The sequence below is a fragment of the Burkholderia sp. Z1 genome (genome assembly GCF_014893795.1).
Classification (GTDB): Bacteria; Pseudomonadota; Gammaproteobacteria; order Burkholderiales; family Burkholderiaceae; genus Burkholderia; species Burkholderia theae.
Genome location: NZ_JACFYL010000001.1, coordinates 3,248,422 through 3,260,437, shown reverse-complemented (window position 1 = coordinate 3,260,437; position 12,016 = coordinate 3,248,422). Strand labels below are relative to the sequence as shown.

General features: G+C 67.1%; 13 protein-coding genes. 4 read left to right on the top strand and 9 right to left on the bottom strand.

The features are described 5' to 3' along the window. Nucleotides 1-68 precede the first annotated feature (68 nt). The 9 genes from hprK to kdsD form a co-directional block, all read right to left on the bottom strand. A complete protein-coding gene (gene hprK / locus H3H55_RS15135) occupies nucleotides 69-1,037 on the bottom strand; it encodes an HPr(Ser) kinase/phosphatase (protein WP_011353227.1) in 969 nt (322 codons plus the stop codon). A 129-nt stretch (nucleotides 1,038-1,166) separates the two neighbouring features. Next, nucleotides 1,167-1,679 carry a PTS sugar transporter subunit IIA gene (locus H3H55_RS15130; RefSeq protein ID WP_048246965.1) on the bottom strand — a complete coding sequence of 171 codons (513 nt, stop codon included), beginning with the start codon at nucleotides 1,677-1,679 and terminating at the stop codon, nucleotides 1,167-1,169. A 197-nt stretch (nucleotides 1,680-1,876) separates the two neighbouring features. After that, nucleotides 1,877-2,236: a ribosome hibernation-promoting factor, HPF/YfiA family gene (gene hpf / locus H3H55_RS15125; RefSeq protein ID WP_006477786.1), complete on the bottom strand. Its 360-nt coding sequence runs from the start codon at nucleotides 2,234-2,236 to the stop codon at nucleotides 1,877-1,879. A 158-nt stretch (nucleotides 2,237-2,394) separates the two neighbouring features. Beyond that, the gene (locus H3H55_RS15120) at nucleotides 2,395-3,900 is read right to left on the bottom strand and encodes an RNA polymerase factor sigma-54 (RefSeq protein ID WP_129512998.1); all 1,506 of its coding nucleotides are present in this window, start codon (nucleotides 3,898-3,900) and stop codon (nucleotides 2,395-2,397) included. 160 nt (nucleotides 3,901-4,060) lie between these two features. Next, nucleotides 4,061-4,837: an LPS export ABC transporter ATP-binding protein gene (lptB, locus tag H3H55_RS15115; RefSeq protein ID WP_193099116.1), complete on the bottom strand. Its 777-nt coding sequence runs from the start codon at nucleotides 4,835-4,837 to the stop codon at nucleotides 4,061-4,063. After that, nucleotides 4,834-5,499 carry a lipopolysaccharide transport periplasmic protein LptA gene (gene lptA / locus H3H55_RS15110; RefSeq protein ID WP_048246959.1) on the bottom strand — a complete coding sequence of 222 codons (666 nt, stop codon included), beginning with the start codon at nucleotides 5,497-5,499 and terminating at the stop codon, nucleotides 4,834-4,836. Before lptA ends, lptB begins: the two co-directional genes overlap by 4 nt. 20 nt (nucleotides 5,500-5,519) lie before the next feature. After that, nucleotides 5,520-6,134 carry an LPS export ABC transporter periplasmic protein LptC gene (gene lptC, locus H3H55_RS15105; protein ID WP_193099115.1) on the bottom strand — a complete coding sequence of 205 codons (615 nt, stop codon included), beginning with the start codon at nucleotides 6,132-6,134 and terminating at the stop codon, nucleotides 5,520-5,522. 3 nt (nucleotides 6,135-6,137) lie between these two features. Next, nucleotides 6,138-6,674, bottom strand: coding sequence for a KdsC family phosphatase (locus H3H55_RS15100; protein ID WP_129512994.1), 537 nt, complete (start codon nucleotides 6,672-6,674; stop codon nucleotides 6,138-6,140). After that, on the bottom strand, nucleotides 6,674-7,657 hold the full coding sequence (kdsD, locus tag H3H55_RS15095; RefSeq protein WP_129512993.1) for an arabinose 5-phosphate isomerase KdsD: 984 nt from the start codon (nucleotides 7,655-7,657) through the stop codon (nucleotides 6,674-6,676). The genes H3H55_RS15100 and kdsD overlap by 1 nt, the downstream gene beginning before the upstream one ends. 126 nt (nucleotides 7,658-7,783) lie before the next feature. Here kdsD and H3H55_RS15090 point away from each other — a divergent pair, with 126 nt between their 5' ends. The 4 genes from H3H55_RS15090 (at nucleotide 7,784) to H3H55_RS15075 (ending at nucleotide 11,947) form a co-directional block, all read left to right on the top strand. After that, nucleotides 7,784-9,790, top strand: coding sequence for a monovalent cation:proton antiporter family protein (locus H3H55_RS15090; protein WP_048247155.1), 2,007 nt, complete (start codon nucleotides 7,784-7,786; stop codon nucleotides 9,788-9,790). 78 nt (nucleotides 9,791-9,868) lie between these two features. Continuing rightward, a complete protein-coding gene (locus tag H3H55_RS15085; protein WP_011353218.1) occupies nucleotides 9,869-10,435 on the top strand; it encodes an adenine phosphoribosyltransferase in 567 nt (188 codons plus the stop codon). Between the two features lie 25 nt (nucleotides 10,436-10,460). After that, entirely contained in the window at nucleotides 10,461-11,075 is a 615-nt protein-coding gene (locus H3H55_RS15080) for a LysE family translocator (RefSeq protein WP_048246952.1), read from the top strand. Nucleotides 11,076-11,080: 5 nt separating this feature from the next. Beyond that, nucleotides 11,081-11,947 (top strand): NUDIX hydrolase, encoded by an 867-nt coding sequence (locus H3H55_RS15075; RefSeq protein ID WP_129512992.1) that lies wholly within the window; start codon nucleotides 11,081-11,083, stop codon nucleotides 11,945-11,947. Nucleotides 11,948-12,016 lie beyond the last annotated feature (69 nt).

Sequence of the window (12,016 nt, the reverse complement as noted above, 5' to 3'; positions counted from 1 at the left end):
AGAGAATCCTGACGTTTCATCATAGCACCGGCTCGACGCGTCGGCGTTGCGCGGCCGGCGCGTGCGGGTTACACCAGCTTGCCGGGGAACTGACTGTCGGGATCTTGCATCGCGAGTCGTTGCCGATCCATGAAATCGCGCAACGTGTCGATTCCGCGCAACTGCAGGATCGTGTTCCGGACGGCTGCCTCGACGAGCACCGCGAGGTTGCGGCCGGCCGCGACCTGGATCGTGACCTTGCTGATCGGCAGGCCGAGCACGTCGACGGTCTGGCTTTCGAGCGGCAGGCGCTGGAATTCGCCGTCGGGGCGGCGCACGAGCTGGACGATCAGCTTCAGCTTCATTTTCCGCCGCACGGCGGTCTCGCCGAAGATCGTCTTGATGTCGAGCAGGCCGAGGCCGCGAACCTCGAGCAGGTTCTGCAGCAACGGCGGGCAACGCCCTTCGACGAAATCGGGGCCAAGACGGACGAAATCGACCGCGTCGTCGGCGACGAGGCCGTGGCCGCGGCTGATCAGTTCAAGGCCGAGTTCGCTCTTGCCGAGGCCCGAATCGCCGGTCAGCAGCACGCCCATTCCGAGGATGTCGATGAACACGCCGTGCAGCGTCGCGCGCGGCGCGAGGATGCGCGACATGTAGAGCCGCAGGCTGTCGATCACCGCGGCGGCCGACATCGGCGTCGTGAACAGCGGGGTCGACGAGCGCGTGCAGCGCAGCACGAGTTCGGGCGGTGCCGCGGCGCCGCCGGCGACGACGAGGAACGGCGGTTCGAGCGCGATCAGCTCGGCCATGTGGCGCGAGCGGTCTTCGTCGGTCTGCCGCTGGTAGTAGTCGATTTCGGCTTCGCCGAGCACCTGGATCCGGTTCGGGTGGATCAGGTTCAGGTGGCCGACGAGGTCGGCGCTCGAGGTCGCATTGCCGACCGTGTCGGCCGAAAAGCCGCGTTCCCAGCCTTCATGCCCCGTCAGCCAGCTCAGTTTCAGCGTGGCCGCGTTGTCGTCGAAGATGCTCTGGGCGTTGATGCTGGACGTATCCATGACTTTCGTCACTCCAATGGGCCGGCGCATGCGCGCGGCGACGGACGTCGCCATGCCGGGCCGGCACCGGGCGGCCCTGGTGGGCGGCGCGTGCCGCCTCGTACGGGAAAATATTCCGCCCGGATCAACTCAAGGTTGCCACTGAGTGAGCAGGCGATGCAACTCGGCGATGTCCGTTTCGTTGTGCAGACGCTCGCGCGCGTCGCGATCGGACAGCAGTTGCGCGATTTCCGACAGGATTTCGAGGTGCTGCTGGGTGGCTTGCTCGGGGACGAGCAGGAAAATCAGGAGGCCAACCGGCTGGCCGTCGGGCGCTTCGAACGGGATCGCGTCGGCGAGCCGCACGAACGCGGCGAGCGGGTGCTTGAGACCCTTGATGCGCCCGTGCGGAATCGCGACGCCTTCGCCGAGCCCGGTCGAACCGAGGCGCTCGCGCGCGAACAGGTTGTCCGTGACGGTGCTGCGGGCGACGCCGTTCTGATTCTCGAACATCAGCCCGGCTTGTTCGAAGACGCGTTTCTTGCTGGTGACTGAGAGGTCGATGACGACGTTCTCTATGGGCAGGATTTTGGCTAGGCGATTCATGTTGGCAGGCGATTGGGCGGCCTGGGGTCTCCTTGCGGCGGCAGACTGATTTTCCATGTTCAGGCGATATCAAGGCATTTGGCATCGGCAACCTGCAACGCAGCTACCGCACCCAACGCCCCCCGGCGATAACCGGAACATTATAGAGCACAGCCGCGTGCGTGGCGCAGCATGGACGGACCGGTCGCACCACGGGCGCGGAGTCGCAAAAAAAACGCCCGGCGAACCGGGCGGCGTGCGTGTTGCGGTGTCGGTTACTGCGGCGGCAGTTCGATCTGGTCGATCGACGGCTGAAGCTTGATCGGGTCGTGCGCGTGCGTTTGCAGGCGCTCCATGTGCTTGACGACCTGGCGATCCAGCTTGTCGATCAGCAGATCGATCGCTGCGTACAGGTTACCGTTCGCGCTTTCGACGAAGATGTCCTTGCCCTTCAGGTGCAGGTTGATTTCCGCGCGCTGCTGCTTGTCCTTTTCCTTGTGATTGTCGACCGAGAGGATCACAGTGCCATCGATCACCTGATCGCTATGCCGTAGCACCCGGTCCAGCTTGGTGATGACGTACTCGCGAATTGCAGGCGTGACTTCGAGATGATGTCCACTGATCTTCAGGTTCATAGTGCTTCTCCAAGCGAGTGACCACCCGGCCGCATCGAGGCGGCGCTCCGGTCGACTTGCCCTTGCCGCACGAAGCGGCGTATCGCGGACAGGTCGCCCGGCTTGTTCCCCGTGTGCGCGGTGGCCGGAACACGCCTGCCGCCGGGCAGGCAGCAGGCCTAAAGAGACTTGCGCAGATTCACTGCCGGGATCTTGAGGGCTTCGCGATATTTCGCAACCGTGCGGCGCGCGACCACGAAACCCTGTTCTGCCAGCAGCTCGGCAATGCGGCTGTCCGAAAGTGGCGATTTTGGGTCTTCAGCTCCTATCAGTTGCTTGATGAGGGCTCGGATGGCGGTCGACGAGGCGGCGCCACCGGTGTCGGTCGAAACGTGAGATCCGAAGAAGTACTTAAATTCAAGCGTCCCGAACGGGGTCAGCATGTACTTCCCGGTTGTCACACGGCTGACAGTCGACTCGTGTAGGCCCAGCGTATCAGCTATTTCCCGCAAAACCAAGGGGCGCATGGCAATTTCACCGTGCGCAAAGAAATTCTTCTGACGCTCGACAATAGCCTGCGCGACACGCAGGATCGTGTCGAAACGCTGCTGGATATTTTTGATCAGCCAGCGTGCTTCCTGGAGCTGTTGCTTCAGCGAACCGGCCGACGGATCGCCGCGGCTGTTGCGCAGGATGTTCGCGTAGAGGTTGTTGATCCGCAGGCGCGGCACGACTTCCGGATTGAGTTCCGCGAGCCATCCCTGGCCGACCTTCTTCACCATGATGTCGGGTACGACGTAGTCGGCCTCGGCCTTGCCGTACGCGGCGCCGGGGAACGGCTCCAGCGAGCGGATCAGCGCATGCGCGTCGCGCAGCGCGTCGTCGCTCGCCTTCAGGTGCTTGCGCAACCGTGTGAAGTCGCGTGCGGCGAGCAGTTCCAGATGCTGCGACACGATCTCGAGCGCGAGCGTGCGCGTCGGGGACGGATCGAGGCGCAGCAACTGCAGCTTCAGGCATTCGGAGGCCGAGCGGGCGCCGACCCCGGCCGGGTCGAAACTGTGCAGCAGCGCAAGCGCCGCGTTCAGTTCGTCGCAGTCGATCTCCAGCTCGGACGGCAGGTCGGCGAGCACTTCGTCGAGCGTCGCGGTCAGGTAGCCGTCGTCGTCGAGCGATTCGATCAGGAACATCACGAGCGCGCGATCGCGCGGGCCGGCCTGCGTGACGCGCAACTGCGCGGACAGGTGGTCGCGCAGCGACGTCGCGGCTTCCTGTACCTGCAGCGGCGGGAGGTCGTCGTCGTCGGATGCGCCGCTCGAGCGGCCGTATTCGTCGAGATTCCATTGCGGGCCGTCGTTGCCGTCGCCGGACCCGTAACCGTCGTATTCGTCCGCGCCGGCCGGTTCGTCGCGCTCCGCGCGATCGCTCGACTGGCTGCTGCTGTTCGCCGCGCTGGGCTCGGTGTTCTGCGCGGGGGGCGTCTGCGCGATCAGCGATCCGTCCGATGCAACGCGCAACGGGCTCGCGATCCATTCGTCGTCGCTCTCGAGGAGCGGGTTCTGCGCGACGGCCATCGCGACTTCCTGTTGCAATTCGAGCGTCGACAACTGCAGGAGCCGGATCGACTGCTGTAGCTGGGGCGTCAGCGCCAGATGTTGCGACAGGCGGAGTTGAAGGCTGGCTTTCATGGCAAGGAGGGAGTCATACCGGCAGTGTGCCACGACCCAGGCGCGTTGAGCCATCCGCGATTACGCGCGGCGCGCCGCCCGGCCGCGGGCATGGCCGCGAAGCGGGGCACGGCCCCGCGCGGCGATGCCGGGCGGGGTGCAGCCAGCCACGAGGAGGGAGTTACATGCGGAAGTGTTCGCCGAGATACACGCGGCGTACGCTTTCGTTTTCGATGATATCGCTCGGCGCGCCGGCGGCGAGCACCGAGCCGTCGCTGATGATGTACGCGTGGTCGCAGATGCCGAGCGTTTCGCGGACGTTGTGATCGGTAATCAGCACGCCGATGTTGCGCTGCTTCAGGAACTTGACGATCTTCTGGATCTCGAGCACCGCGATCGGGTCGACGCCGGCGAACGGTTCGTCGAGCAGGATGAAGCTCGGATTGGTCGCGAGCGCGCGCGCGATTTCGACACGGCGTCGTTCGCCGCCCGACAGCGACAGCGCGGGGTTCTCGCGCAGGTGGCCGATCTGCAGCTCGTCGAGCAGCGCTTCGGTGCGCGCCGCGATCGCGTCCTTCGACAGCCGCTTGCCGTCTTCGCCGTACTGCAGTTCGAGCACCGCGCGGATGTTTTCCTCGACGGTCAGCTTGCGGAACACGGACGCTTCCTGCGGCAGGTACGACAGGCCGAGCGACGCGCGCTTGTGGATCGGCAGCAGGCTGATCGAGCTGCCGTTCAGCGAGATCTCGCCCGCGTCGAGCGGCACGAGGCCGACGATCATGTAGAACGAGGTGGTCTTGCCGGCACCGTTCGGGCCGAGCAGGCCGACGACTTCGCCGCTCTTCACGTCGAGCGACACGTCCTTGACGACCGTGCGCGAGCCGTAGCGCTTCTTCAGGTTGCGGACGACGAGCGAACTCGTGGTGCCGGCCGGCTGGCGGTTCGGTAACGCGTTCATTGGCCCGGCGCTCCCTGGATGGTGGTCGACGGCGACAGCTTCGCCGGCGCACCGTTCAGCGGAGCGGGGCCGCCGTTCTTCGGCGACAGCATCGCGCGCACGCGGCCGTTCGGGTTGCCCGGCGCGGCGACGTCCTTGCCGCCCTTGGCGGTGTAGAAGTCGCGCTGGCCGTCGTACGTGACCACGCTGCCGTGCACGGTATCGGCGATGGTCGACGTGCCCTGCAGGCGGCGCACGGTCGCGGCGGTCGTCAGTGTGGTCAGGTCCTGCTTGCCGTCGTAGTCGATGCGCTCGGCGTCACCGTCGATGTATTCGTCGAGGCCTTCGCGCTTCTGGCGGAACGTCGCGTGCTTCTTGCTGCTGCCGAACGACGTGGCGTACTGATAGCCTTCCGGGTCCTGGCGCACTTCGACGCGATCGCCCTTGATGATGATCGTGCCCTTCGTGATCACGACGTTGCCGGTCGCGACCGTGACCTGCTTCAGGTCGTCGTAGGTCAGGTTGTCGGCCTCGACGTTGATCGGCTTGCTCTGGTCGGCCTTCTCGGCATGGGCGAGCGGCGCCAGCCCGATCAGCGGGAGCGCCACGAGCGTCGCGGCAAGCGCGGCGCGGACGGCGCGCGCAGCGCCGCCGGAATTCTGTCGAGGGAACGGTTCGTTCATGCAGTCACGTGAGGGATGCGTCACTTGGGTTGACCTTTCGAGCCGCCGGACGTGTCCGCCGCGGCGATCGTGCCGCGCACGTTGCCGTAAAGCTCGATGACCCGGGTGACGTTGTTGTACTTCATGCCGTCGGTCGCGTTGACGAGCGACAGGCCGCGCTGAAGTTTAACCGGCTTTTCGGTCTGGATCACATCGTCATTGACGAAGATCCGGAAATGCTGGGAATCGGCCTGCATCTGCGGATCGCCGCCGCCGGCCGCGCGCAGGATGCGCGCGTTGTCGTACAAGTCGACGATCGACACGTCGCCGTTGACGGTGCCGCGCTTCGCGGTGGTCGTCACGACCGGCTTGCCGGGCTGGAAGGCGCGCATGGCCGGATCGACCAGGTCGCTGTTTTCGGTGTCTTCGTAATGGATCAGGTTCGCGGCCGTCAGCCGGTACTGGGTCGTGCCGGACTGGTCGAGCTCGGTGACCGAGAAGTTGTCCGCGAAATAATCGGGCGTGTGGCGCTTCGGCTGCGCGACGCCCTCGCCGGGCGGCGGCAGCGTGGCCTGCAGCAGCCACCAGGTGATGCCCGCGAGCGCGGCGACCGCGGCGAGCGGCAGCAGCTGGGTCCAGCGGAAATGCGTAGTCATCCGTCAGGCTCCGCAGGCGGCTGCGAGCAGCGCGTCGTAGCGGCGCTGCGCGCGCAGGATCGCGTCGCAGACTTCGCGCACGGCGCCCTGGCCGCCACGGGCCTCGGCCACCCAGTGCGCGCGGGCGATCACCTCGGGGTGCGCGTTGGCGGGCGCGGTCGCGAAGCCGCAGCGCAGCATCACGGGCAGGTCGGGCCAGTCGTCGCCCATGTAGCCGCATGCGTCGGCGGTGAGGCCGAGCGACGCGATCAGGTCGGCGAACACGGTGAGCTTGTTCTCGACGCCCTGGAACAGGTGCGCGATCTTCATTTCCCTGGCGCGCGCCGCGACGATTTCCGAGCGGCGGCCCGTGATGATCGCGGTCGCGATGCCGGCTTCGCCGAGCAGCTTCACGCCGTGGCCGTCGAGCGAGTTGAACGACTTCATCGCATCGCCGGCGGCGGTAAACAGCAGGCCGCCGTCGGTCAATACACCGTCGACGTCGAAAATCATCAGCTTCACGCGGCTCGCGCGCTCGGCCGCAGTCAACGCTGCGCTCATCAGATCACCTTCTTCGAAAACAGGTCGTGCATGTTCAGCGCGCCGATCAGCGCGCCGTCGGCATCGACGACCAGCATCTGGTTGATCCGGTGGCGCTCCATCAGTTCCACGGCCTCGACCGCCAGGTGGTCCGGCGCGATCGTGCGCGGGTTGTGCGTCATCACGTCGGCGATCGGCAGCGTGCGGAAGTCGCCATCGCGCGCGAGCACGCGGCGCAGGTCGCCGTCGGTGAAGATGCCGACGACCTTGCCGTCGGCGTCGACGACGGCCGTCATGCCCAGGCGCTTCGCGGTGATCTGGAACAGCGCATCCGACAGCGTCGCGTCGAGCCCGATGGACGGGACGTCGTCGCCCGAGCGCATCACGTCGCGCACGTAGGTGAGCAGGCGCCGGCCGAGCGCACCGCCCGGGTGCGAGCGCGCGAAGTCTTCCGAACCGAAGCCGCGCGCGTCGAGCACGGCAACGGCGAGCGCGTCGCCGAGCGCGAGCGCGGCGGTCGTGCTCGCGGTGGGCGCGAGGTTCAGCGGGCACGCTTCCTTCGACACCGCGGCGTTCAGGTTCACGTCGGCGAGCGTGCCGAGGCTCGATTCCGCGCGGCCCGTGATCGCGATCAGCTTCGCGCCGATCCGCTTGACGAGCGGCAGGATCGCGACGAGTTCTTCCGATTCGCCGGAGTACGAGATGCCGATGAAGACGTCGTCGGAGGTGACCATCCCGAGGTCGCCGTGGCTGGCCTCGGCGGGATGGACGAAGAAGGCCGGCGTGCCGGTGCTGGCCAGCGTTGCCGCGATCTTGCGGGCGATATGCCCCGATTTGCCGATTCCGGAAACCACCACGCGGCCGCTGCAGCCGAGCAGCAGCGCGACGGCCTGGACGAAGTCGCCGTCGAGCTGGTCGCGCAGCGCGCGCACGGCGTCCGCCTCGATGTCGAGCACGTCGCGGGCGAGCGCGAGCGCGCGGTTGTCATTGATTTTCGCTATCATGCGCGGAGTATAGCAAAGGCGTTTGTTCGCCGCGCCGGGCCCTCGGACTCGTCCGAAGTTGCCTATCCCACGCTACGCCACCGTGCCCGCTTTGCGGTGGCCCCGACGAACGAGGACGCTTTGCCCGTGATTTCCCCGCTCGAAATGACGCTCATGCTGCTGCTGGCTTCAGTGGTGGGCGTCGTCGTGTTCCGTTCGCTGAACCTCCCGCCGATGCTCGGCTACCTAACCGTCGGCATCCTGGTCGGCCCGCATGCGCTCGGGATCGCGGCGGATCTCGAACGTGCCGAGCACCTCGCGGAATTCGGCGTCGTGTTCCTGATGTTCTCGATCGGCCTCGAATTCTCCCTTGCGAAGCTGAGGTCGATGCAGCGGCTCGTGTTCGGGCTCGGGCTGCTGCAGGTGGTCGCGACGCTGGTGCTTGCGCTCGCGCTCGGCGCGCTGTTCGAGCGCTGGGTGCACATCACGTGGCAGGGCAGCATCGCGCTCGGCGGCGCGCTCGCGATGTCGTCGACGGCGATCGTGTCGAAGATGCTCGCCGAGCGGCTCGAGATCGAGACCGAGCACGGCCGCAACATCTTCGGCGTGCTGCTGTTCCAGGATCTCGCGGTGGTGCCGCTGCTGATCGTGATCGCCGCGTTCGGCGCCGAATCGTCGAAGGATCTCGCGCTGACGCTCGGCTTCGCGGCCGTCAAGATCGTGATCGCGCTCACGCTGCTGCTGGTCATCGGGCAGCGCTTCATGACGCGCTGGCTCAACGTCGTCGCGCGGCGCCGCTCGCAGGAGCTGTTCGTGCTGAACCTGCTGCTCGTCACGCTCGGCGCCGCGTTCATCACCGACAAGTTCGGCCTGTCGCTCGCGCTCGGCGCGTTCATCGCGGGGATGCTGATCTCCGAGACGCCGTTCCGCCACCAGGTGGAGGAGGACATCAAGCCGTTCCGCGACGTGCTGCTCGGCCTGTTCTTCGTGACGACCGGGATGCTGCTCGACCCGCGCGTGATCTGGGAGCATCCGTTGCTCGTGCTCGGCTTCTTCGTCGGCCAGGTGCTGTTCAAGGCCACGATGATCACGGGGCTCGCGCGGCTGTTCGGCGCGACGCCGGGCGTCGCGATGCGCACGGGCATCGGGCTCGCGCAGGCCGGCGAATTCGGCTTCGTGCTGCTGAACCTGATCCTCGACCGGCATCTCGTCGATTCGACGCTGCTGCAGGCGATCCTCGCGTCGATGCTGCTGTCGATGCTCGCCGCGCCGTTCCTGATCCAGAACGCCGACCGGATCGTGATGCGGCTGTCGTCGACCGAATGGATGCAGCAGTCGCTGCAGATGACGCGGATCGCGACGCAGAGCCTCAAGCAGCGCGGCCACGTGATCATCTGCGGCTACGGCCGCGCGGGCCAGAACCTGGCGCGGATGCTCGAGCAGGAAGGCATCTCGTATGTCGCGCTCGACCTCGACCCCGATCGCGTGAGCGCGGCCGCGACCGCCGGCGAATCGGTCGTGTTCGGCGACGCGGCGCGCCGCGAGTCGCTGCTCGCGGCCGGTATCCACCGCGCGGCGGCCGTCGCGATCACCTATGCGAACACGCCGTCCGCGCTGCGCGTGCTGCACCATGTGCACGAGCTCGAGCCGACGCTGCCCGCGATCGTGCGTACCGTCGACGATGCCGATCTCGAGAAACTGCTCGCGGCCGGCGCAACCGAGGTGATTCCGGAGATCGTCGAGGGCAGCCTGATGCTCGCGTCGCACACGCTGGTGCTGGTCGGCGTGCCGATGCGCAAGGTCGTGCGGCGCGTCGAGGAGATGCGCGACGAGCGCTACAGCCTGCTGCGCGGCTATTTCCGCGGCGCGGACGACGCGGACGACGACGACCACGAGCAGGTGCGGCTACAATCGGTGCCGGTCGATGCACGCGCGGACGCGGTCGGGCGCTCGCTGGAGGAACTCGGGCTGTATGCGCTCGGGCTGGAAGTCACGGCGATCCGCCGGCATGGCATTCGCGGCGTCGAACCCGACCCGCAGACCAAGCTGCGCGCGAGCGACATCGTCGTGCTGCGCGGGCTGCCCGAGGCGCTCGCGCTCGCGGAGGAGCGGCTGTCGCGCCATCGGCGCGATCCGCCGGCCGCGGCCGCGTGAGCCACGATTCAATAACCTGACCCGTATTTATTAGAAACGGTGCCCGATCTTCGCGCACCGTTTTTTTCGGAGAGTTTCATGCCGCATTCGTCGTCGGGCGCGCCGCTCGATCCGGTCGCCTTCATTCACAGCCAGATTCGCACGGTGCCCGACTGGCCGCAGCCGGGCGTGATGTTCCGCGACATCACGACGCTGCTGCAGAGCCCGAAGGCGCTGCGCATCCTCGTCGACCTGTTCGTCGAACGTTATGTCGATGCGAAGCTCGACTATGTCGCGGGCCTCGATGCGCGCGGTTTCATCATCGCGCCGATCGTCGCGTACGAGCTGAGCGTCGGTTTCGTGCCGATCCGCAAGGTCGGCAAGCTGCCGTACAAGACGCGTTCGGAGTCGTACGACCTCGAATACGGCAGCGCGACGGTCGAGATCCACGAAGATGCGTGCCGCCCCGGCGACCGCGTGATCATCATGGACGACCTGATCGCGACGGGCGGCACGATGATGGCGGGGCGCAACCTGCTGCAGCGGCTCGGCGCGGAAGTCGTCGAAGGCGCGGCGATCATCGACCTGCCCGATCTCGGCGGCTCGGCGCTGCTGCGCAACGCGGGACTGCCCGTCTATACCGTCACCGAATTCGCCGGCCACTGAACGCAGGCTCACCAGCGAGGTCACGATGCCCAACTTCATGCTGTTTCTCGCCACGTCGATCGCGATCACGTTCGCGCCGGGTCCCGACAACCTGCAGGTGCTTGCACGCGGCATCTCGCAGGGCCGCGCGGCCGGCTTCGTCGCCGCGCTCGGTTTCAGCGCCGGGATCCTGTTCCACACGACGCTCGCGGCGCTCGGCGTCGCGGCGTTGCTGCGTTCGTCGCCGGTCGCGTTCGAGATCCTGAAGCTCGCGGGCGCCGCGTATCTGGTGTGGATAGGCATCAAGGCACTGCGCAGCCAGGGCCTCGCGAATGCGCATGAGCGCCCGCCGCAGCCGCTCGGCACGATCTTCCGGCAGAGCGTGATCGGCAACCTGATGAACCCGAAGGTCACGCTGTTCTTCGTCGTGTTCCTGCCGCAGTTCGTCGATCCGCACGGCGTGCAGGGTGTGACGCTGCAGATGTTCGAGCTCGGCGCGCTGTTCATGCTGCAGACGGCCGCGATCTTTTCGCTGTTCGGCGTCGGCGCGGGTGCGATCGGCGCCTGGCTGAAGCGCCGCCCGAAGGCCGGCGTGTGGCTCGACCGGCTGGCCGGCGCGACCTTCATCGCGCTCGGCATCCGCGTCGCACTGAAGGACTGACGGCGATGACGTTTCCGTGCATCGCGGCCGCGCGGCGCTTCGATCCGGCCGCGCACCTGCGTTTCGAGATCGCCGGCCAGGCGGTTGGCTGGGTGCGCCGCCAGGACGTCGCGAAGCTTGCACGCTGGCCCGACGTGTTCGAACTGACCGGCGAGCGCGTCGTGCTGTCGGCGCGTTACGACTCGGTCGACGCGCGCAGCATGGCGCTGGCGAGCGCGATCGGCGCGCTCGCGGCCGAAGGCGCGATTCCCGGCTGGCGCGACGAGATCTACGCGATCCGCAACCGCTTCGACGATCCGCCGCTCGCGTACATCGAGCGCGCCGCGTCGCGCTTTTTCGGCACGCAGACTTATGCGGTGCATCTGAACGGCATCGTAGAATATGCGGTTGCGCCGGGCGAGCCGTCCGCCGCGGCCGTGCCGCAAATGTGGCTCGGCCGCCGCAGCGCGACCAAGGCAACCGATCCCGGCATGCTCGACAACGTCGTCGCGGGTGGCATCGGCTGGGGCTTGAGCGTTCACGAGACGCTCGCAAAGGAGTGCTGGGAAGAAGCCGGCATTCCGGCCGAACTGGCGGTGCGCGCGATCGCGGGCCGCGCGGTGCAGGTGCTGTGCTCGCTGCCGGAAGGCACGCAGTCCGAACTGATCTTCGTGTACGACCTGCCGCTGCCGCACGACTTCGCGCCGCGCAACCAGGACGGCGAAGTGGCCGAGCACCTGCTGGCCGGCGTGCCCGAGGTGATCGGCTGGTTGCGCGAAGGCCGCGCGACGATGGATGCGAGTCTCGCGACGCTCGATACGCTGCTGCGCCATCGCTGGCTCGCGGCGGCCGACGCCGCGGGCATCGACGCGCTGTTCGCGCCGGCCGCGTGACGCGCGCCGCGACTGGCGGCCCCGCGGCGCGAACGGGCAATTTGACGAATACGGAAACGAAGGGAGTAG

Coding starts and splice junctions, on each gene's coding strand:
- H3H55_RS15075 (WP_129512992.1), top strand. CDS start 11,081: ATGACGTTTCCGTGCATCGCGGCCGCGCGGCGCTTCGATCCGGCCGCG.
- H3H55_RS15120 (WP_129512998.1), bottom strand. CDS start 3,900: ATGAAAGCCAGCCTTCAACTCCGCCTGTCGCAACATCTGGCGCTGACG.
- hpf (WP_006477786.1), bottom strand. CDS start 2,236: ATGAACCTGAAGATCAGTGGACATCATCTCGAAGTCACGCCTGCAATT.
- H3H55_RS15085 (WP_011353218.1), top strand. CDS start 9,869: ATGCCGCATTCGTCGTCGGGCGCGCCGCTCGATCCGGTCGCCTTCATT.
- H3H55_RS15130 (WP_048246965.1), bottom strand. CDS start 1,679: ATGGAAAATCAGTCTGCCGCCGCAAGGAGACCCCAGGCCGCCCAATCG.
- H3H55_RS15080 (WP_048246952.1), top strand. CDS start 10,461: ATGCCCAACTTCATGCTGTTTCTCGCCACGTCGATCGCGATCACGTTC.
- hprK (WP_011353227.1), bottom strand. CDS start 1,037: ATGGATACGTCCAGCATCAACGCCCAGAGCATCTTCGACGACAACGCG.
- H3H55_RS15100 (WP_129512994.1), bottom strand. CDS start 6,674: ATGAGCGCAGCGTTGACTGCGGCCGAGCGCGCGAGCCGCGTGAAGCTG.
- lptC (WP_193099115.1), bottom strand. CDS start 6,134: ATGACTACGCATTTCCGCTGGACCCAGCTGCTGCCGCTCGCCGCGGTC.
- kdsD (WP_129512993.1), bottom strand. CDS start 7,657: ATGATAGCGAAAATCAATGACAACCGCGCGCTCGCGCTCGCCCGCGAC.
- lptB (WP_193099116.1), bottom strand. CDS start 4,837: ATGAACGCGTTACCGAACCGCCAGCCGGCCGGCACCACGAGTTCGCTC.
- lptA (WP_048246959.1), bottom strand. CDS start 5,499: ATGAACGAACCGTTCCCTCGACAGAATTCCGGCGGCGCTGCGCGCGCC.